We start from the raw sequence: 20633 nt of genomic DNA, 5'->3' as shown, positions 1-20633 counted from the left end.
CAGGCCGCCAGACCTGTTTCGATCTTTTCCTAGCCTCAATCACGTCGCACTGACGGCGCTTGCAGACCTGCAGGCGGTAAATTTCGCCCATCGCTATATACAAAAATATATAGCGATGGGCGAAAACGTCAGGTCACGAGGGAATCAGGACCATGGACACCAAACAAACAAGAGACCCGCACTGGAGTAAACACAATGAAGCTGCAACCCCTGGCCCTGGCCATCACCCTCGGTGGTTTGACCCACCAGGCCATCGCCGCCGGTTTTATCGATGACAGCAAGGCCTCGCTGAACCTGCGCAATTTCTATTTCAACTCTGACAACCGGGAAAGCCAGGGCAACGTGGGCAACGCCGCCTACACCAGCCAGGCCAAGGAATGGGGGCAGGGGCTGCAACTCAACGTGATCTCCGGATTCACCCAGGGCACCGTCGGCTTTGGCCTGGACGCCATCGCCATGACCGGGCTGAAACTGGACAGCGGCGGTCGCGCAGGCAAGGCCGGTATCGACCGCACGCCGGGTGCGCTGTTTCCCGTGGACAGCGACGGCCACGCGGTCGATGAATATTCCAAGGGTGGCGTGACCGGCAAGGTGCGCGTCTCCAGGACCGAAGCACGGCTGGGCACCCTGCAGCCCAAGCTGCCGGTGATCAACTTCAACGACGGTCGCCTGCTGCCGCAAATCTTCGAAGGCGGGCAGGTCACCTCGAGCGAAATCGACGGCCTGACTCTCACCGCCGGTCAACTGCAAAGCACCAAGACCCGCAGCTCCACCGACGATATCGACCTGCGCATCGGCGGCGCGACGCGTCCCGCCGGTACGCCCGCCAGCACCGCGTTGGCCGACTCGGACAGCTTCGTCTTCGCCGGCGGCGACTACAAGATCACCAAGGACCTGACCGCCCAGTACTACTACGGCAGTCTCGAAGACTTCTATAAACAGCATTTCCTCGGCCTGATCCACACTATGGCCATCGGCCCCGGCGCGCTGAAGACTGACCTGCGTTATTTCAACAGCAGCGCCGATGGCAAGAACGGCAACGCGGCCGGACGTGCCCAGGGCTACAAAAGCAGCGGTTTCTGGAGGGCGGGCGACACCCACACCGGTGAGGTGGACAACAACACCTGGAGCGCCCTGTTCACCTACAGCCTGAGTGGCCATGCCTTTAGCGCCGGCTATCAGCAAGTCTGCGGCGATAGCGCGTTCCCGTTCGTCAACCAGGGTGACGGCGCCACTGCGTACCTGATCACCGACCGGCAGATCGGCAAGTTCCTCAGCGCCGGCGAGCGTACCTGGCTGGCCGAGTACGGGTATGACTTCGTGGTACTTGGCGTGCCGGGGCTCAAGACTGTGGTCACTTATCTGAGTGGCGACAACATCGATTCCGCCACCGGTGATCGCAAAGAATGGGAGCGCGACCTGCGCATCGATTACGCGCTGCAAAGCGGTCCACTGAAGGGGGTGGGCATTTCCTGGCGTAACGCCAGCTTGCGTGGCAATGCCAGCAGCGACCTGGATGAAAACCGCCTGATCCTCAGCTACAGCCTGCCGTTGCTTTAAGCGCGGCCCGGCGGTCCTTCACACTACACAGCACCGAGGAATACGCCAATGCCAGTGCGCAATTCACTTGGCCATGATCGACATCCCTCGGTCGAGAAAGTGTTGGCCGGTGAACAGTGGCCGCCCGAATTCGAGGTGGCCCTGAGGGATTTGCTGGAGCAAATGGCCAACGCCGGGCATGAAGTCACGTTGCACAACCTGGGCCGGTTCCTCGGCGACTTTGTGCCGCGCTACACCCTGGACCGTGCCGAGGAATGGCAGGAATGGGCGACCCGGCGCTGGGTCTTGCAGACCAAACCGGCGCTGGTGGACAAACTGGCGGACGTCTTCATCGGCGGTCAGTGACACCGCTGGCGCTCATTGGTACTCATCATGCCGGCGCCACCAGGGTCCCGTTTCATTGCGGCCCTTGGGCGCGCGGTCGAGCCATTGGTACATGCCCCACAATCCGTCCAGACCCCGCGCGTAGGTGGAGTAGGTGTGATAGATCTCGCCGTCTTCCAGCACAAAGGTACTCAGCCCTGGCCGGTCGCGGGTATAGGTCGGCGCATCGGTGCCACAGGTCGCGGCGAACTGTTTCACCGGTTCCGGGATCTGGCTGGCGTCCATCGCGTGCCCGCCGCGCTGATAGTTGTACTCGACCAGCCCTTCACGCTGCTGGGCTTCGGTGAAGTAGACGTTGAAGTCGGCAGTGAAATCGCTATCGGCGGCCGAGGCCCAGGGGAAGGTCCAGCCCATTCGGCGCTTGTAAGCCTGCAGTTTCGCCAACGGCGCGCGGGATATCGCCATCAGGGTCACGTCGTGGTTCGCCAGGTGGATGACGACGGGGTCGAAGCCATCGGCGATGGCTGAGCAGGAAGGGCAGCCGGCCGTGTAGTCGGGGCCGAACATGAAGTGGTAGACCAGCAGTTGCGAGCGCCCTTGAAAGAGCTCGGCCAGGGTGGCGCTGCCGTTGTCGGTATCGAAGCGATAAGCCTTGTCGAGGCGAACCCATGGCAATGCCTGGCGTTGCCTGGCCACTTCATCGCTGCGTCGGGTCAGGGCCTTTTCCGCTTCGAGCAGTTGCAAACGTGCCGCCAGCCATTGTTCCCGGGTCGCGGTTTTGTGCGTGTTCATCGTTGTGCGCTCCTGGTGAAAGGTCGTGATTTAGACTAAACCCGGGTATCGAATGATGGGAGTGACAAGCGTGGCGGGATTTCCATGGACTCGATGATCACGGCAGCCGCACAGGCGCTGGCGGCGGGCAATCCGCTGGGCGCACTGGACCGCGTGGCCTTGCGCGACGATGCGCCGGCCCTGGCCCTGCGCGGTATCGCCATGGCGCAACTGGGCGATCTGGTGCGGGCCCGGGTGCTGGTCAAGCGTGCGCAACGGGCCTTTGCGCCCAGGGAAGTGCTTGCCCGGGCACGCTGTGTGGTGGCCGAGGCCGAAATCGCCCTGGCCTCGCGGGAACTCGGCTGGCCGGTCAAGGTGCTTGAAACAGCGCGCGTCACCCTTGAAAACCACGGTGACCGGGTCAATGCCGCCCATGCGCGCTATCTGCAAATCCGCCGTTTACTCTTGATCGGGCAGCTCGACGAGGCGCAGCAGTTGCTGGCCGAACTCGACCCCGGCCCATTGCCACCGGCCTTGCGGGCAACCCATGAACTGGTGCTGGCGGGGATCGCCATTCGCCGCCTGCAATCGCACGAAGCGCGGGAGGCGTTGAAGAGGGCCGGGCACGCAGCCAGTGAAACAGGGATCGCCGCGCTGATGGCTGAAGTCGAACACGCAGCACGACTGCTCGATGCTCCCGCGGCACGCCTGATTGCCCAGGGTGAGGCACGGCCGCTGTTGCTCGATGAAGTGGAAGCGTTGCTCGGTTCAACGTCGCTGGTGGTGGATGCCTGTCGGTACGCTGTGCGTGGCTGTGGCATGTCGGTGTCGCTCGCGACGCGGCCGATCCTGTTCGTGCTCGCCCGTGTGTTGGCCGAGGCGTGGCCCGCGGACGTTGCGCGGGAAACGCTGATCGCCCGGGCGTTCCGCCTGAAGCTCTCGGATGAATCCCATCGTGCCCGGCTTCGCGTGGAAATCGGCAGGCTGCGTAAAGCACTCGAGCCGTTGGCCGGCGTTATCGCGACGGCACGCGGTTATGCCCTGCAAACGCCGGTGTGTACGCAGGTGGTGACACTGGCGCAACCGGTCGAGGAAAAATTTGCCGCGGTATTTGCCTGCCTTGCCGATGGTGAGACGTGGTCGAGTTCCGCCCTGGCACTGGCGCTGGGTACCAGCCAGCGCACAGTGCAACGGGCGCTCGATACGCTGGCGGCCCGGGGCAAGGTGCAGTGGTTTGGCCGTGGTCGCGCGCGGCGCTGGATGACGCCGCCCGTGCCGGGATTCGCGACGACCTTGTTACTCCCGGCACCGCTGCCCGGTGGCTAGGATGAACGCCACCAACCCCCATCGAGGAATGCCAGATGAAACACGCAAATGCTGAAATCATTCGTGAATATGGCCCGTTTGCCGGTGTCGACCATGTGTGCGGCGTCACCTGGGACGGCGAAAAGGTCTGGTTCGCAAGCAACAGCAAAATCAACGCCCTGGATCCGGAAAGCGGCAAGGTGCTGAGCTCGATCGATGTCGCTGCCCATGCCGGCACCGCGTTCGATGGAGAACATCTGTTCCAGATCGCCGAAGACCGCATCGACAAAATCGACCCCCGCACCGGCCGCATCCTCTCGACGATACCCGCCCCCGGCGCAGGCACCGATTCGGGCCTGACCTGGGCCGAAGGAACGTTGTGGGTGGGCCAGTACCGCGAACGCAAGATTCACCAGATCGACCCCGAGACCGGCAAGATCCTGCGCACCATCGAATCCAACCGTTTCGTCACCGGCGTGACCTGGGTGCAAGGTTCGCTGTGGCATGGCACCTGGGAGGGCGACGAGAGTGAGTTACGTCGCATCGACTCGCAAACCGGTGAAGTACTGGAGAGCCTCAAGATGCCAAAAGGCGTCGGCGTGTCGGGGCTGGAGTCCGATGGCGGCAAGCGGTTCTTCTGCGGTGGCGGCAATAGCGGCAAGGTGAGGGTGGTGCGTCGGCCTGCATGAGGCACGGACTGCCGGGTGTAACCTGTGTGGGAGCGAGCCTGCTCGCGATAGCGGTGGGTCAGTCACACCGATGCTGGCTATAAGGACGCTATCGCGAGCAAGTCGGATCGCCGCACCGTCGCTCCCACAGGGTTAGTGGGTGTACGCAAAATCTGCGAGCAAGCGAAATCACTGTGGGAGTGAGCCTGCTCGCGATAGCGGTGGGTCAGTCACATCGATGCTGGCTGTAAGGACGCTATCGCGAGCAAGCTCGCTCCCACAGGGGTTAGTGGGTGTACGCAAAATCTGCGAGCAACCGAAATCACTGTGGGAGCGAGCTTGCTCGCGATAGCGGTGGGTCAGTCACACCGATACTGGCTGTAAGGACGCTATCGCGAGCAAGCTCGCTCCCACAGGGTTAGTGGGTGTACGCAAAATCTGCGAGCAACCGAAATTACTGTGGGAGCGAGCTTGCTCGCGATTGCGGTGGGTCAGTCACACCGATACTGGCTGTAAGGACGCTATCGCGAGCAAGTCGGATCGCCGCACCGTCGCTCCCACGACTCAGGCGGTTTGTGGATGCTGATCGTTGATCTCGTACCAATCCGCTTTCGAGTCGACACAAACATGTTTTTGCTTGCGTGTTCGTAGCGGCGTATCCAGCGAGCCGAGGGCAATCGAAACCCACTCGGAAAACGCGCCTGTCGAGTCAGTCCAGAACAGCGAAGATCCGCAGCGGGAACAGAACTGCCGCGTGACACCTTTGGACGATTCAAACGCCTGCAGCGAATCTGTGCCGGTCATGATCGACAGCGCCGAGGCGGGTGCGCTCGCGTAGGTCGCAAACGCAGCCCCATGGCTCTTTCGGCATTGGCTGCAATGGCAATGGGTGACGGCTTTCAGCTCGGTCGACAAGCCATATTTGACGGCGCCGCAGAGGCAACTGCCTTGGTGAAATTCATCCATGTAATGTCATCTCCTTGTCGATAGTGTTTTTGTTTCCTGCCGTGTTTTCTGCTGGTCGAAATCGGTCTAAAAGCCCGGTTGGCAACTGTGCCTGTTTTGCTATCCTCAACCTTGTAGGTGAAGACGCAGACTGATGCGCAAAAGGATAGCAAGGAGACGTGGGGCGCGTTCCGAAGGGTACACGGTTAGAAAGATCCCCGCGCTGGGATCCAGCCCTTATGCCGTGTGAAGCAGAAGAGTTCCATTACAGTTTCACGGCTCTTTTGTGGGAGGCCTGATAAACCTTGTAAGCCGGAGACCAGCACCGGCCACCTACTTACATTCATCCACGAGCCCGCCCAGTGCGGGCTTTTTAATGCTTTGGTTTTTTCACGACTCAGACGGTGTCTTTGTAGGAGCCAGCTTGCTGGCGATGGTCGTAAACGATAACGCGTGTGAACTGAATGAACGCGGCGCGCTTGAGTCCATCGCCAGCAATCGAGCGTCGACCGGCTGCTCCTACAGTTTCCCGTGGAGAACCTTTTTGATGCCCGCAAGGTGGGTCTGGTCAGTGGCTCAAGGCGCGCCAAACAGCATCGTCCAGTAAACACCGTTGTCGCTGCGCGCGTTGGCGGCGTACGCGGCACCGACCTGGGTGAACATCGGGTTCATCAGGTTGGCGCAGTGCCCGGGGCTGGCGAGCCAGCCGGCCATGGCCTTGCTCGGTGAGCCTTGCCCGGCGGCGATGTTTTCACCGACCTGCCGGCCACGGTAGCCGGCGGCTCTGGCGCGGTCGTAGGGCATGTCGCCGTCGGGGTCCTGGTGGGCGAAATAGTTGCCATAGGCCATGGCCTTGCTATGGCCCTGGGCTGCGGCGCCGAGGGCGGCGTTCCAGGTCAGCGGCCGCGCGGCGGCGAAGCGCTGGCGACCACACAGGCGCGGTTTGGCCCGGGCCGCGTTGACCTGTGCCAGCAACGCCTGGCCGGCGCTGCGTGGATCGCTGGTTTGCCCGTCGAGCACCGGCCGTGCCAGCACCACTTGCCACTCACTCCCGGCGCGGCTGACGCCGATGTCGGCGTATTGGTTGTCGAGCAGTGCGGCGCAATGCTCGTCCTGGAACATATCAAAGGCCTCTTCGGCATCCCGCGCACCCACCACACGGATCGACCGCACCATTGTGGCCTGATAGCCGGAAGCCTTTAACCGGTCCCGCAACCCACCGCCATAGCCAACGGGCAGGGCCAGGTTCGACTTGAGCGTCAGGGGTGATAAGCGTTGCGTCGGCCGCCGGTCGCAGCGTTGCGGATGAGCACGATAGTCGTTGATGGCGTCCACCAGTTGCCGTTGCCCATCGGCGTGGGCGGGGCTGGCAAAAACGGGGAGCAGGGAAAACAGGCACAGCGAAGAAAAGCGCAAGGCAACGACAGTTTGGCGCATGGACGGACAACTCGGATGAGATGACGACGATAGGAGGGGAAAAATGCTCGGGTATGACCGGGGTCTAGAGACAAGGTTCACGGTGTGAGCGAACCTGTTTGTGGCCGGAACCGAATGTCCGACGAAGGGTAGGACTTCTGTGGGAGCGGGCTTGCTCGCGAAAGCGGTGTGTCAGGTAGCATCAATGTCGTCTGACACGCCGCCTTCGCGAGCAAGCCCGCTCCCACAGGTTTTGTGTACACCAGTGACCCGCAGCGGTCCTGAATCGATCAATCCATGCAGGCGTACACCACCAGTTCCACCAGCATTTCTTCCCGGGCCAGCCCTGCCACCACCATGGCGGCGCGGTTAGGGTAGGGCGCCTGGAAGTATTCGGCGTAGACCGCATTCACGGTTGCCAGGTAGCTGCGGTCGGTCACGTAGATCAGCACTTGAGTGACCGCGCTCAGCGAGCTGCCGGCGGCTTGCAGGGTGTGGCGCAGGTTGTCCAGGGTCTGCCGGGTTTGCGCTTCGATGCCGCCGTTCACCACCAGGCCTTGGCGGTCGATGGGGATTTGCGCGGTGTACAGCGTGCCGTTGCCGACAACCGCCCATTCCAATGGCGCGCGCGAGGCAAAGAGGTCGGTCTTGATTGCCTGTTTCATTGATGCTTCCTGATGCGGGTTTGAGGGTTTTACCGGGCGTCGCTGCCTTCGCCGGCTCCACGGCGACGGGATTCTTCGGTGCTTTCCACCAGTACCCGTTCACCCAGTTTCTTCAACTGGGCCCAGATTTCATCATTGACCTGAAGCCCGCCCGCGGGTGTCGGTTGACTGTGTTCAAACGTCGGAGCCGCGTCTTCGGCACTCAGGCGTGGCAGCAGCGCGAAGTGCCGGGAAATCAGCACGTTGATGCTTTGTTCGTCGCCCTGCGCTGGTTGCGGCAGGTCATACACCCGCAAGGCCGGGCTGGTTTGGCCGGCGCTGAAGGTGGCCACCAGTTCTTGCCGGGCATCGCGCCAGTACACACAAAAATTCAGACCTTGTCCGGCACAGCGCGCCAGGTAACCCAGCAGCAGAATGCGGTTGTGACAATGGCGGACGCGGATCAGCGCACTGCCACCACGCAAGGCCTTGTTCACCCCCAGTTCGATGGCCTGGGCGGCGCAGCGCAACACGCTCTGGCCATGGGCATCGAGTGTCAGTTGCGTGGCGTCTTCGTAGCAGGTTTCGATGGGGCGATCGACTTCATCGTGAAGGAAGTCCAACGCCTTTTTCAGCGCACCGATACCATCGAGGCCTTGCTGTTGCAGCCTGGCGATCATCTCGGCGGCGTCGTCGCAATCACCGGGTGCAAAACCGATGCCTTCGAAGGCCTTGCGGCAGATCACCTGGATTTCATTGAGCGATACACGCATTTTCAGAGTGCTCCGGCAGCGTTGGTCAGTTCAGGCATGACGGCAAAATTCCAGTCGTCGGGGAACGGCTGGCCGATCTCGCTGACCAGCGGTGCTCCCTGAAACAAGGTGATGCGCACCCAACGGCTGGACTTGGGATCGAACTTGCCGGCGCCGAAGAACGCCAGTTTGCAGCGCAGCAAGTGGATCGGCAGCATGCTGCGGTCCATCAGGTTGGCGCGGATCTCCCCGAAGGCGCAGCGGGCCATGCCTTGCAGGCGGCAGACAGTGCCTTTGAACTGCGGTAGTGCCAGTAGAAAGTGTGCGGTCACTTGCCGTGGGTGTTGCTCGCGGTAGGCAAGCAGGGCGCGATGACAACGTTGAATGTTGTGCGCTATCCCCAACTGCATTTCTTTCTCGGCACCTGGCTCCATGGCCCGTTCACCCAGGCGTGGTTCTTCCTTTTCCGCCGAGCGATACCAGAAAAAGTGGTTGGCCTCGGCACCGCTCAAGTCGTACTCGAACGCCCAGCGGTACTCGGTCTCGATGAGGTCGCACAGCTCATCCAGCGGCATCCCGGCGTTCAGGCGAAAACCCTCGTTGACCGACATCTGCTCCGCCAGCGGATCGACCTGTTCGGGGTACAACTCCAGCAGCAGGCTGACCACCAGCTCCTGGCAACCCGCGCCGACATTCACTTCGGCCCAGGCTTGCAGCCGCGACCACAAACCCGCGTTGACGGACTGGCCCGTGAACCACTCGGCCAGTTGTTCGAGATCGGCCAGCGTCTGCTGGTCGATGCCGCTTTGCCGTTGGTCCTCGGTGCTGGTTTGCTGCAAGTGCTGACGGGCCCGTTGCAGCAACGCCTGAAAGCGCTGGGTATGAGGCAAGTCGGCCGCTTGCGCCACCACTTGTGCCAGTGCGGTCTCCCTGGCCCACACCCATTGGTTGACCAATTGCGGGTGATTGATCAGGAACGGCGCCATGCCCAACCCCGTGGAATTGCCGACCCCAAGGTAACGCTGCAGGGCGGGATCCAGACCCACTGCCCGCTGTGGGTTGCGCGCCCGGGCCATGTGTTCGATCTGCTCGATGCTGAAATGCCGCAGCAGGTACACGGTAAACATTTGTGCGCTGAATGGTTGCGTGAAGTCCGCAGTGCCTTGCAGGCAACTGAAGTCGGCGATGCCGAACTTGCCGTTGCCGTACACCGCGGTGGTGCGATACAGGTAGCCGACCTCGGCCAGTTGCCGTGGGTCTGGCTGACAGCCTTCGGCTAGCGCTTCAAGGAAACGCTCGAAGTTGCGCAGGCTGCGGTTGGCCCGTGACAGCACCAGCACTCGTGAATCAAAACGCCCGGCTTCCTGTAGCGGCACATTGCGTCGCAGGTCGGCCAATTGCTGTTCGTCGACATCACCGGCAAGCAGGACAAAACTGACGTCCCATTGATCGGCAATTACCCTGTCGCTGCGTTTTTCCGGCGGCAGGTACATCGAGAAAATCACGCAGTGATAGTGAGCGCTGGCGGTGTCGATGCGGTAGATCGCCGTCCCGAAGCCCTCGGCGTCCAGATCGAAGCAAGTGCGCTGGATGCGCCACTGCTCGTTCATCATCCTCCGCATGCTGCTGCGCACGAAACTCAAGCGGCTCTGAAAGTGGCTGCCCAGCCGCTCCAGGTCCATGACCCGGGCGGCGGGCCGCAAGGCCGAAGAGGTGTCTGTGTCGGTGTGCGACATCATTGCGATTCCTGAACTGTTCATCATCAGACTGCCTGTTCGCGAGCCATCTGCCGGGCGATGCGCAGTGCATCCCAGAGCGACGGCAGGATCAGCAGTGAAACCGGTACGGCGGTGATTACGATAAAGGATTGCAGCGCCGTGACCCCACCCGAACCAATGGTGATCAACACCACGGCGGCCAGGCCCATGCCGATGGCCCAGAATGCGCGCAGCCATGCCTTGGGCTTGTCATTGCTGGGCTCATCATTGCGGGACATGGCCATCGCCACGGTGAATGCCATTGCATCGCCGTTGGTGGCCACGGAAATGAAGCTCAGGAACAGGAACAGCGCCGAGATCAGACCGCCCAGGGGCAGGTTCTGGGTCACGCCCAGCAGCAGGTCTTCGGGCTGCGCTCCGTGGGCAGTGACGATGCCCGGCGTCTGCAACTCCATGCCGATGCCGGCGCCACCGACCACGGTGAACCAGAACATGGTCACCAGCGGGGCGATGATCGATAGGGTCATGATCACTTCGCGGATGGTCCGGCCACGGGAAATCTTCGCCACATACAGGGCAACCATCGGCGCGTAGCCAATGAACCAGCCCCAGTAGAACACCGTCCACCAGTCGAGCCATTTCGGATCGGCGCGGAACAATGTCATCGGAATGAACTGCTCAAGGTGCAAGGCAAACGCGGTGGGAAAGCCGCCGAGAATGAACGCGGTGGGCCCGAGCAGCACCATGAACACCGCCAGGCCAATCATCAGCCAGACGTTGATCTCACTGACGAATCGGATGCCCTTGAGCCCAACCAGGCAGGACGTGGTGTACATCACCGTGACCAGCACGATGGTGATGGATTGCACCACCAGGTCATTGGGAATGCCCCAGACCGAGTGCAAAGCGCTGCTGATCTGCAGGCCGAGGAAACCGATCGGGCCGATGGTGCCGGCGACGACGGCGATGATCGAGGTGGCGTCTGCCAGAGTGCCGATCGGTCCCTTGAGCGCGCGTTCGCCGAACAAGGGATAGAGCAAGGTGCGCGGTGCCAGTGGCAAGCCTTTGTCGTAATGCAAATGCATCAGCACGATGGCCAGCAGGCTGCCCAGCACTGCCCAGGCCAGGAAGCCCCAGTGCACGAACGATTGTGCGAGCGCAGCGTGTGCGGCGGCTTCGGTGTGCGGTTGCACCCCGGCGAACAACGGTGGTGGGCTGGCGAAGTGCATCATCGGTTCCGCTGCCGCCCAGAAGGCACCACCGCCGGCGAGCAGGGCGCACATGATCACGGCGATCCAGTTGAAGGTGCTGGAGTCGGGCCGCTGATCAACGCCGCCCAGTCTGACGCGCCCGCACTTGCTGAAGCAGATGATCAGGCTCATGGCAAAGGTCGCGAGCATCAGGATCTGCCAGTACAACCCGAAGAACTTCGTCGACCAGGTGAATAGCGTGTTCACCAGCAGCGACACGCCATCGATGTCGACCAGTGCCGCGATCAGGAAGGCGCCGAGGAAGCCGCCACTAATGAGGAACAGCGGCCAGTCGATGTCTTTTTTTGGCGGTGCAAGGTCCAGTGGCTGGACGTCGGCTTGCAGGGTGTCGGATGTTTTCATGATGCCTCCAAAATACGTGCCTGGGGCTGTGCATCGCCGGTCGGGGAGATGAACGGGAGGCTATTGTTGTTATTTTTCATGCTGTCCTCACGGTGTCGATCAAGAGTCAGTTTTGCGCCGTCGTAGCGTTTTCCAGCAGGCGCAGCCAGTTGAGTCCCATGATGTTGCGTACCTCGTCCTCGGCGAAGCCACGGTCGCGCAGGCCCTGGGCGATCACCGGGAAATCCCGGCTGTCGCGGAACCATTGCAGCGGTGCCGGCCAGTTGGCGTTGTCCTTTGATCCTTCGCCGTAATCCTTGTCTTTGCTCCAGCGCCCGTTGCGCATCCATTCGAGCACTTGCAGGGGTTGTTGCTGGCACAGGTCGGTGCCGATGCCGATGTGTTCGACGCCCATCAATTCCGCGGTGCTGGCGACCATGTCGCAGAAGGATTCCAGGGTGCAGCCCGACGCCCCCTTGAGGTGGAACGGGTAAGTGCTGAAGCCCAGCAGGCCACCGGACTCGGCGATACCGCGCAACACCGCGTTGGATTTGTTGCGCTTGGCCGCGTGGAAACTCGACGGGTTGGCGTGGGAGACGATCACCGGCCGGCTCGACAGCTCGATGGCTTCCAGGGTGCTGCGCTCGGCGCTGTGGGACATGTCGATCAGCATGCCGACGCGGTTCATCTCGCGAATCACCTGGCGGCCGAAACGGCTGATGCCATTGTCTTCGGTCTCGTAGCAACCGCTGGCCAGCAGGCTCTGGTTGTTGTAGGTGAGCTGCATGATCAGCACACCGAGCTGGCGGAAAACCTCCACCAGGCTGATGTCGTCTTCAATCGGCGAGCAGTTCTGGAAGCCGAAGAAAATCCCGACGCGGCCTTCCTGATGCGCCAGACGAATGTCCGAAGCCTCGCGTACTGGACGAATCAGCTGCGGCCAGGTTTCGAAGCGGCGGTTCCACTCGCCGATTCGCGACAGGGTTTCCCGGGCGTTCTCGTGGTAGGCGATGGTAGCGTGTACCGCGCTCAGGCCACCTTCCTGCATCTGGCGAAAGATCTCTTCGTTCCAGTGGGAATATTGCAGGCCGTCGATCATCAATAAGTCGTGCATGCTGATCTCCCGTTCAAGGTCGCACGTAGGTGGTCTTGACCACCGTGTAGAACTCGCGGGCGTATTGCCCTTGCTCGCGTGGCCCGAAGCTGGAGGCTTTGCGGCCGCCGAACGGCACGTGGTAATCGGTGCCAGCGGTGGGCAGATTGACCATGACGCAACCGGTGCGGGCCCGGCGCTTGAAGTCGCTGGCATGACGCAGCGACTGGGTGATGATTCCGGCGGTGAGGCCGTATTCGGTGTCGTTCAACACGGCGAGGGCTTCTTCGTAATCGTTGACCCGGATCACACAGGCAATCGGCCCGAAGACTTCCTCGCGGTTGATGCGCATGTTGTTGTGACTGTTGATGAACAGGGCGGGGCGCATGTAGTGCCCGGCCGGTTGCAGGTTCAGCAATTCGCCACCCTCGACCAGGGTCGCGCCTTCGTCTTCGGCCAGTTGCAGGTAATGGAGGTTCTGTTCCAGTTGCCGGGCTTCGGCCACCGGGCCGATCTGCACCCCTTGTCCGAGGGCATGGCCGACTTTCAACTGACGCATGCGCGCCACCAGTGCTTCGACGAAACGGTCATGGATGCCGTCGCAGACGATCAATCGCGAAGAGGCCGTGCACTTTTGCCCGGTGCCGAAGAAGGCGCCGTTCAACGCGCATTCCACGGCGATGTCGAGGTCGGCGTCATCGAGCACCACCAAGGCGTTCTTGCTGCCCATTTCCAGCTGGCAGCGCACCAGATTGCTGGCGGTGGCGACCGCGACGCGTCGGCCGGTTTGCAGGGAGCCGGTGAAGGTCAGCGCGTCGATGTCGGCGGACTGGATCAGGCTTTCGCCGACTACAGCGCCGCTGCCCATGACCAGGTTGAAGGTGCCGGCGGGCAAGGCCTGACGGCTGATGATTTCAGTCAGGGCCCAGGCGCTGGCCGGCACCAGGTTGGCCGGTTTGAACACGACTGCGTTGCCGAAGGCCAGGGCCGGTGCAATCTTCCACGCGGCGGTGGCCATGGGGAAATTCCATGGCGTGATGATGCCGACTACGCCCACCGGTTCACGCTGGACTTCGATCTCGATGCCGGGACGTACTGAGGCGGCCGTCTCGCCCATCTGACGCAGCACTTCAGCGGCGTAGTAGTGGAAGAACTGCGCGGAGCGATTGACCTCGCCGATGCCCTCGGCCAACGGCTTGCCTTCTTCCCGGGAGAGCAGTTCGCCGAGTTCTTCCTTGCGCGCCATCAACTCGTTGCCGATGGCCATCAACACGTGCTGGCGCTGTTCCAGGCCACTGAGGGCCCATTGTGGCTGGGCGTCGCGCGCGGCGGCGATGGCATCCAGCGTCTGTTCGGCGCTGGCCTGATGGTAATGGCCAATGAGGTCTTGAACATCCGAAGGGCTGTGGTTGGCGATGACGCCTTGGCCTTCGCACCAGTTACCGCCGATGTAGTTTTTGCAGGGTTGCAGTGCCATGGGAACCTCCGATTGCGTTGGCTCCATCTTGAGAGTATTAGTCTGCAAATAAAAATTAATAATAAATATGAAACGATAAGGAAAACTAACCATGCTGCCCGAACTGAAGATTACCCAACTGCGCTATTTCGTCCTGGTTGCCCAGTTGAAAAGCTTCCACGGCGCGGCGAAGCAGGCCTATCGCACGCAACCGGCACTGTCCCTGGCCGTGCGCGAGCTGGAGCAGAAGCTCGGCCAGCCGCTGTTCGAAAAGGGTGGCAAAACCGAACTGACGCCATTCGGTGAGCACTGCTTGCCGCTGTTCCAGGATTTGCTCGCGCATCACGACCGCATCGCCCGCGAAGTCAGCTTGCTGGCGCGGCATGAAATCGGTCAGGTGAGCATTGCTACGGTGCCTTCGGTGGCCAGTCGGTTGTTGCCGCATCTGCTCGCACGGTTTGTCAGCGAGCACCCGAAAATGCAGATCAGCATGCAGGATGGCAACGCCGACAGCGTCCAGCAGTTGTTGGTCCAGGGGCAGGTGGACTTTGCGATCAGCAGCGTTTGGGCGGCGGACGAAAACATTGAGTTCGTGCCGATCCTGAGTGATCGGGTGGGAGTGGTCTGCCGCCACGATCATCCATTGGTGGCGAACGGCGAGGCATTGCATTGGTCGAGCCTGCAAGCCTACCCACTGGTGCGCAATGGCACGTCGCGCTTGCTCGCAGGCACGGAAGCGGCGGGGTTGCTGGACAGCAGTCTGCTGTTCGTCTCCAACATGATTTCGCTGATCGCGATGCTGGAAGAGGGCATCGGTATCACGACGCTGCCGTCCCTGGCGTTCCCGCAGGGCAATGAGAAACTGGCGTTTCTGCCGCTTTCTGAACCACGGGTGGAACGCCAGATCGGCATCCTGTGCCGTAAGGGGCACAGCCTGTCGCCGGCGGCATCCGAGTTGATGAGGTTTCTCAAAGCGAACATGCAGATAGTCGATCTGTAGGGTCAGTCTCCGAGTGGCGGCTCCGGGCTTTCTGTCGGTCGCAGCCTGAAGCGACAGACATGCCCGCCGCGCACCATGCATTCGCTGTGCTCGACTTCACCGCCACCCAACGCACCGATCAAGGCCAGGTCCAGTTCGCAGACCACCGGGTGCTCGGCGGCCAGGCGATGGAATACGCAGTTATGGGCGACGATTTCCGGGGTGCCGCCTGAACGAAAAAACACCTCGGCTTCGTAGCCCGTCTGGTTCATGTGCTGCACGATCCTGGCTTCATCCACGACCTGTTGTTCCAGGTCCGAAGCCAGCTTGCGGCCCATGCTGCGCATCAGCGAGGCCAGGGCTTCGGGGCCGATGATGGCGGCGACTTCATCAATCAATATGCTGGCCAATAGCTGATAGTGGCGAGGGAACTGCTCCCGCGCGTGGTCGGTGAGCCGATACAGCTGCTCCGGACGACGTCCCGTCGGACGGGTGTCGCCGCGCAGCACCAGACCGTCACGCTCCAGCGCCGCCAGATGTTGGCGGATCGCCGTGCGCGTGACGGCCAGATGTTCAGCCAACTCGTCAATGCTCATGCCGCCCCCATGGTGCAGCAGTACATTGAGCAGGTCCTGCTGTGTTCGGCCCAGTCCTTCCAGCATGGGATGCCCTCGCGCGGTATCAGAACTTGTCCGGGAATTGCTTGACCAGCGCGCCGGTCAACGCGTCGGCCAGGGCCAGGATGTGCGTACGCATCATCGCCCAGGTGCGGGCTTCGCCGGTGTAATCGTGCGCGGCAAACTCATCGATCTGGGCAACGTGGTGACCGCCATGGGCCGACAGCATGTTGACCAGTGTGGCTTCAGGCAGATTGGGGTTGGCGGTGGCCAGGAAAGCCGCAATCGCCTTGGCATTGCTGGTCAATTCGGTGACCGCAGCCTGCTTGCCTTTCGTGTCTTTCGCGACGGTGGCGTCACTGTAGTGTTTCACCGCGCCCCAATGACCGGCAAGCAGCTTGAGCAATTGATCCGCCGCCGGTTGGCCGTAGAGCGGGGCGATGCTGTTGGCGATTTTGGTGGCGTTGTCGACGACCTGGTCCGCCGCGACTTTGGCTTGCTTTTTGTCGGCGGATTGGTTGGCCAGCGCGTAGTTCCTGATCCAGAAAATGTGTTCGACCCAAAGGTCTCGCAAGGCCAGGCGCGTGGTCAGTGCAGGGCTATCGGCAGCGGCGGGGGATACGGGGGGAGTCTGGCTCCAGACCGGTTGGACACAGAAAGCCAGCAGGAGCAAAGCCAGGGTTTTGATATTCATGACGGCACCCTCTGAGAGTGGGAATGTTCGACAATATCAATATAGGCATAAAAATATGTTTTTATTGGGTGGAGGCGAATTCTCGGATGAACGGCCATAGCCTGTCGCCGAAAGTGAGTTGGCTGTTTGTGGCGAGGGGGCTTGTCGGCCGCCGCACCGCCCCGTTCGGCTGCTCAGCAGTCGCAAACCCGAACAATGCGGTTTGCCTGAGTAACCGCGATTGAGGGTTTGGGGCCGCTTCGCGACCCAACGGGCGGTGCGGCGGCCGACAAGCCCCCTCGCCACAAACACTGGTGTTGCCGCTACAACCCATCCCCCAGCATCTTGAGGTATTCAGGGCTTTCGCTGATCGAGTTATGCCCCGTACCCGGTATCACCCGCAGTGACGCCACGCCTTTGGCGAAGTGTGTGTACAAACGCTCGGTGCTCGAACGCGGAATCACTTCATCATGCTCGGCGGCAATCAGGCGAGTCGGCACCGTGATGCGGGAGGCGTACTGCCAGGACGGGTATTTGTCCTTCAACAACCAGCGCACCGGAAACCAGCGGAACTGTCGGGCGGCGAGCCCTTCGAGGCTGTTGTAGGGTGTGATCAATACCAGCCGTGCCACCGGGCGCTGACTGGCCAGGCGCACGGCAACGCCCGAACCCAGACTGCGTCCGACCACCGCCACATGCGGATGGCTGGCATACACCTGGTCGAACAACGTGACGGCGTCGCGGGCAATGGCCTCTTCGGAAGGCGAGCCGGAACTCCCGCCATAGCCACGGTAATGCAGCAGGTACAGGGCGTAGTCAGGGAACGCTTGGGAGAACTCGGGCAAGTTGCGCGAGACGTCTTCGGCATTGCCGCCAAAATAAATCAGCGCGTTCGGACCCTCGTGAGGGCGGACAGAGACCAGCACCTGTGCGTCGGCGACCGCCAGGGTGAGCAGCGTCCCGGATGTCCCGACGGCGCGAGGCTGCGGGTAGTAAATAAGTGCCCGTTGAAACACGAACAGCGCCACGCACAGCGCCAGGTACAACGCAGCGACGATGACGACGAGTAACACCAGGGTGCGCGACATTCGACTAACGTTAGTGGGCGGCATTGACTGCTCGGGGTTAGAACGCGGCTACTGCCGGAAGGCTTTCAGAGTGTAGTCAATCGACTCATGGCGCGGGTTATCCGGAGTGTCGACGCGATGGACCGAATCCCGGCGACTGGTGAGAAGCGTTTTATGAGCCATCCTGAGGGTTGACCCATAGAGAAATTCTCACGCTGACTGCCGGTGCTTCGGCGGTCTTCGGCAGGTGCGCAACTGGTGCCGTCGACGGGAACAGGAGGCTAGACCATGCAGACCCGCGCCATTCCTTCCAGCAACGAATCCTTGCCGATCGTAGGGTTGGGCACTTATCGCGGATTCGATGTCGAGCCTTCGCAACCGGCTTGCAAAGATTTGCCCGCAGTGCTGGATGCGTTGTTCGACAAGGGTGGCAAGCTCATCGACAGCTCGCCGATGTACGGTCGCGCCGAACAGACCACCGGCGAACTGCTGTCGATTCATGAGCCGCGTTCGCCGGCGTTCCTGGCCACCAAGGTGTGGACCCGGGGCCGCGAAGAAGGCATCGCGCAGATGGAACAATCCTTCGCCCTGTTGCAGACCGACCATATCGACCTGATGCAGATCCACAACCTGCTGGACTGGCAGACGCACTTGCCGACCTTGCGCCACTGGAAGGAAAAAGGGCGCATTCGCTACATCGGCATCACCCATTACACGGCGTCGGCCTATGAAGAAGTGGAAGCGGTACTCAAGGCCGAGCCGCTGGATTTCTTGCAGATCAACTACGCGCTGGATGATCGCGGTGTCGAGAAACGCCTGCTGCCGTTATGCCGCGAGCGTGGGGTGGCGGTGATCTGCAACCGGCCGTTTGGCGGTGGCGGCTTGTTAGCCAGACTGAAGGATAAACCGCTACCGGGCTGGGCAGCGCAAGTCGGGGTCAAGAGCTGGCCGCAACTGGCGCTGAAGTTCCTGCTGTCGCATTCGGCGGTGACCTGCGTGATTCCGGGCACCGGCAACCCGCGCTACATGGCGGAAAATGCCCGGGCCGGTTTCGGTCCGATGCTGACCGATGCCCAGCGCCAGCAACTGATTGCGCTGGTCGGCTAGCGACTTGTTCAACCCGTTCCGGCGAGTCGTCGAACCTCTCCTATACTGTCTCGCGTCCATGCCGTTGAAAGCGTATTTGTTACCCTGACGGCGTCCCTGTCCATCACTGCAAGGAGATCGAACATGGCAATCCGCATTGGCGACGAAGCACCGGATTTCACCGCCGACACCACCGAAGGCACCCTCAATTTTCACCAATGGATCGGCGATGGGTGGGCCATCCTGTTTTCCCACCCCAAGGATTTCACCCCGGTGTGCACCACCGAACTGGGTTACCTGGCCAAACTCAAGCCGGAATTCGACAAGCGCAACACCAAGGTCCTCGGCCTCAGCGTCGACCCGGTCAGTGACCACAACCGCTGGGTCGGTGACATCGCCGAGACCCAGGGCAGCGCGGTCAACTATCCGCTGATCGGCGATGAAAACCTGGTGGTGGCCAAGCTCTACGACATGATCCACCCCAATGCCAGCGGCGGCGCGCGTACGGCGGTGGACAACGCCACGGTGCGTTCGGTGTTCATCGTCGGCCCGGACAAGAAGGTCAAGGCCATGCTGATCTACCCGATGAGCGCCGGGCGCAATTTCGATGAAGTGCTGCGTTTGCTCGACTCTCTGCAACTGAATGCCAAGCATACCGTTGCCACGCCGGTGAACTGGCGGCCAGGTGAGGATGTGATCATCCCGACGTCGGTGTCTGATGAAGAAGCGAAGAAGAAATACCCGGATGGTTTCAAGACACTGAAGCCGTATCTGCGGACGGTGGCTCAGCCGAAGTAGTCAGCAGCAGTGATACCGCCATCGCGAGCAAGCTCGCTCCCACATTGGATCTCTGTCGTACACAGATCTTGTGTTCACTGGAGACTCCTGTGGGAGCGAGCTTGCTCGCGATGAGGCCGGCCCTGCTGGCCGAGAATTTCCGGTCAAACCAGATACTTGCGAAACCACCCCAACGTCCGCTCCCACGCCAGTTTGGCTGCCGCCTCGTCGTAGCGCGGTGTGGAGTCGTTGTGGAAACCATGATTGCAGCCCGGATAAATGTAGGCCTCATAGATCTTGCCCCCGGCCTTCAACGCTTTCTCATAGGCGGGCCAGCCTTCGTTGATCCGCGTATCCAGTTCGCCGTAGTGCAGCATCACCGGGGCCTTGATCCGGGGCACTTCCTCGGCCGTTGGCTGGCGGCCATAAAACGACACGGCGGCGCCCAGTTCCGGATAGGCCACGGCGGCTGCGTTGGTCACGCCACCGCCGTAACAGAACCCGGTGATGCCGACTTTTCCACTGGCGGCAGGGTGTTTCATCATCCACTCGACGGCGGCGAAAAAGTCGTTCATGAGTTTTTCCGGGTCGACCGTGGCCTGAAGTTCGCGGCCCTTGTCATCATTGCCGGGATAACCGCCGACCGAACTCAGGCCATCCGGGGCCAGAGCGATGAAACCGGCCTTGGCCAAACGCCGGGCCACATCTTCGATGTACGGGTTGAGCCCGCGGTTCTCGTGCACGACCACCACCGCCGGCACCTTGCCGGTGGCCTTGGCCGGGCGCACCAGATAACCGCGAACCTGGCCATGGCCCTTGGGCGACGGGTAGGTGATGTATTCGGGAACAATGTCCGGATCGGTGAACTCGACCTGCTCGGCCAGCGCGTAGTTGGGGCTAAGCGCGGCGAGCAGGGCGCCGGCGGTCAAACCTGCGAAGGTAAATAACGCCGCACGATCGAGAAACTCCCGGCGATCGATCTTGCCGTGGGCGTAGTAGTCGTAGAGTTCCAGTAGTTGCGGGGAAAAGTCTTTGGCAGTTAGACGGGGCATTGCTGCAACTCCTCTCTGCTGGTCCAACACGGACCCCTGTAGGAGCGAGCTTGCTCGCGATAGCGTCATATCAGGCGAAACCTACGTTGAATGACACTACGCTATCGCGAGCAAGCTCGCTCCCACAGGGGGGGAATG

The 20633-nt window shown here is 61.5% G+C and carries 20 protein-coding genes; 7 read left to right on the top strand and 13 right to left on the bottom strand.

Annotated elements, in window-relative coordinates; genetic code table 11:
• Positions 1 to 195 precede the first annotated feature (195 nt).
• Positions 196 to 1560 carry an OprD family porin gene (locus tag ACEN8Z_RS20105; protein WP_495595408.1) on the top strand — a complete coding sequence of 455 codons (1365 nt, stop codon included), beginning with the start codon at positions 196 to 198 and terminating at the stop codon, positions 1558 to 1560.
• Positions 1561 to 1608: 48 nt separating this feature from the next.
• The gene (locus tag ACEN8Z_RS20100) at positions 1609 to 1905 is read left to right on the top strand and encodes a hypothetical protein (RefSeq protein ID WP_495595407.1); all 297 of its coding nucleotides are present in this window, start codon (positions 1609 to 1611) and stop codon (positions 1903 to 1905) included.
• Between the two features lie 12 nt (positions 1906 to 1917).
• On the opposite strand, the gene ACEN8Z_RS20095 is transcribed toward ACEN8Z_RS20100, so the two are convergent.
• Positions 1918 to 2676 carry a DUF899 domain-containing protein gene (locus ACEN8Z_RS20095; protein ID WP_007995051.1) on the bottom strand — a complete coding sequence of 253 codons (759 nt, stop codon included), beginning with the start codon at positions 2674 to 2676 and terminating at the stop codon, positions 1918 to 1920.
• A gap of 84 nt (positions 2677 to 2760) precedes the next feature.
• On the opposite strand from ACEN8Z_RS20095, the gene ACEN8Z_RS20090 reads away from it, so the two are divergent.
• Both ACEN8Z_RS20090 and ACEN8Z_RS20085 read left to right on the top strand, forming a co-directional pair.
• The gene (locus ACEN8Z_RS20090; protein WP_495595406.1) at positions 2761 to 3981 is read left to right on the top strand and encodes a helix-turn-helix domain-containing protein; all 1221 of its coding nucleotides are present in this window, start codon (positions 2761 to 2763) and stop codon (positions 3979 to 3981) included.
• 35 nt (positions 3982 to 4016) lie between these two features.
• Positions 4017 to 4649 carry a Vgb family protein gene (locus ACEN8Z_RS20085; RefSeq protein WP_495595405.1) on the top strand — a complete coding sequence of 211 codons (633 nt, stop codon included), beginning with the start codon at positions 4017 to 4019 and terminating at the stop codon, positions 4647 to 4649.
• Positions 4650 to 5192: 543 nt separating this feature from the next.
• On the opposite strand, the gene ACEN8Z_RS20080 is transcribed toward ACEN8Z_RS20085, so the two are convergent.
• From ACEN8Z_RS20080 to ACEN8Z_RS20045, 8 genes are all read right to left on the bottom strand, one after another.
• Positions 5193 to 5594, bottom strand: coding sequence for a GFA family protein (locus tag ACEN8Z_RS20080; RefSeq protein WP_495595404.1), 402 nt, complete (start codon positions 5592 to 5594; stop codon positions 5193 to 5195).
• Between the two features lie 555 nt (positions 5595 to 6149).
• Positions 6150 to 7010, bottom strand: a complete 861-nt coding sequence (locus ACEN8Z_RS20075; protein ID WP_495595403.1) for a CAP domain-containing protein — start codon at positions 7008 to 7010, stop codon at positions 6150 to 6152.
• 269 nt (positions 7011 to 7279) lie between these two features.
• The gene (locus tag ACEN8Z_RS20070) at positions 7280 to 7654 is read right to left on the bottom strand and encodes a RidA family protein (RefSeq protein ID WP_495595402.1); all 375 of its coding nucleotides are present in this window, start codon (positions 7652 to 7654) and stop codon (positions 7280 to 7282) included.
• A gap of 29 nt (positions 7655 to 7683) precedes the next feature.
• On the bottom strand, positions 7684 to 8406 hold the full coding sequence (locus ACEN8Z_RS20065) for a DUF3726 domain-containing protein (protein ID WP_495595401.1): 723 nt from the start codon (positions 8404 to 8406) through the stop codon (positions 7684 to 7686).
• A 2-nt stretch (positions 8407 to 8408) separates the two neighbouring features.
• Entirely contained in the window at positions 8409 to 10124 is a 1716-nt protein-coding gene (locus ACEN8Z_RS20060; RefSeq protein ID WP_495595400.1) for a hypothetical protein, read from the bottom strand.
• A gap of 23 nt (positions 10125 to 10147) precedes the next feature.
• The gene (locus ACEN8Z_RS20055; RefSeq protein ID WP_495595399.1) at positions 10148 to 11716 is read right to left on the bottom strand and encodes a BCCT family transporter; all 1569 of its coding nucleotides are present in this window, start codon (positions 11714 to 11716) and stop codon (positions 10148 to 10150) included.
• Between the two features lie 106 nt (positions 11717 to 11822).
• Positions 11823 to 12809, bottom strand: coding sequence for a dipeptidase (locus ACEN8Z_RS20050; RefSeq protein ID WP_007996609.1), 987 nt, complete (start codon positions 12807 to 12809; stop codon positions 11823 to 11825).
• Between the two features lie 13 nt (positions 12810 to 12822).
• Positions 12823 to 14265, bottom strand: coding sequence for an aldehyde dehydrogenase family protein (locus ACEN8Z_RS20045; protein WP_495595398.1), 1443 nt, complete (start codon positions 14263 to 14265; stop codon positions 12823 to 12825).
• Between the two features lie 91 nt (positions 14266 to 14356).
• On the opposite strand from ACEN8Z_RS20045, the gene ACEN8Z_RS20040 reads away from it, so the two are divergent.
• Complete coding sequence (locus ACEN8Z_RS20040; protein ID WP_442097994.1) at positions 14357 to 15244, top strand: LysR family transcriptional regulator; 888 nt, start codon at positions 14357 to 14359, stop codon at positions 15242 to 15244.
• Positions 15245 to 15246: 2 nt separating this feature from the next.
• Here the strand turns inward: ACEN8Z_RS20040 and ACEN8Z_RS20035 are convergent, their stop codons facing one another.
• The 3 genes from ACEN8Z_RS20035 to ACEN8Z_RS20025 all read right to left on the bottom strand — a co-directional run bounded on the left by ACEN8Z_RS20035 (position 15247) and on the right by ACEN8Z_RS20025 (position 17625).
• A complete protein-coding gene (locus tag ACEN8Z_RS20035; RefSeq protein WP_495595397.1) occupies positions 15247 to 15885 on the bottom strand; it encodes a helix-turn-helix transcriptional regulator in 639 nt (212 codons plus the stop codon).
• A 19-nt stretch (positions 15886 to 15904) separates the two neighbouring features.
• Positions 15905 to 16534, bottom strand: a complete 630-nt coding sequence (locus ACEN8Z_RS20030; protein WP_495595396.1) for a hypothetical protein — start codon at positions 16532 to 16534, stop codon at positions 15905 to 15907.
• Positions 16535 to 16836: 302 nt separating this feature from the next.
• Positions 16837 to 17625 (bottom strand): alpha/beta hydrolase, encoded by a 789-nt coding sequence (locus tag ACEN8Z_RS20025; RefSeq protein WP_495595395.1) that lies wholly within the window; start codon positions 17623 to 17625, stop codon positions 16837 to 16839.
• 243 nt (positions 17626 to 17868) lie between these two features.
• Here ACEN8Z_RS20025 and ACEN8Z_RS20020 point away from each other — a divergent pair, with 243 nt between their 5' ends.
• A complete protein-coding gene (locus ACEN8Z_RS20020) occupies positions 17869 to 18687 on the top strand; it encodes an aldo/keto reductase (protein ID WP_495595394.1) in 819 nt (272 codons plus the stop codon).
• Between the two features lie 123 nt (positions 18688 to 18810).
• A complete protein-coding gene (locus ACEN8Z_RS20015; RefSeq protein WP_108232146.1) occupies positions 18811 to 19464 on the top strand; it encodes a peroxiredoxin in 654 nt (217 codons plus the stop codon).
• A gap of 143 nt (positions 19465 to 19607) precedes the next feature.
• Here the strand turns inward: ACEN8Z_RS20015 and yghX are convergent, their stop codons facing one another.
• Positions 19608 to 20495 (bottom strand): YghX family hydrolase, encoded by an 888-nt coding sequence (yghX, locus tag ACEN8Z_RS20010; RefSeq protein WP_495595393.1) that lies wholly within the window; start codon positions 20493 to 20495, stop codon positions 19608 to 19610.
• Positions 20496 to 20633 lie beyond the last annotated feature (138 nt).

Source organism: Pseudomonas sp. Pseusp10, from assembly GCF_059492225.1.
The sequence above is the reverse complement of the archived record's forward strand: the minus strand, read 5'-3'. Positions and strand labels throughout refer to the sequence as shown.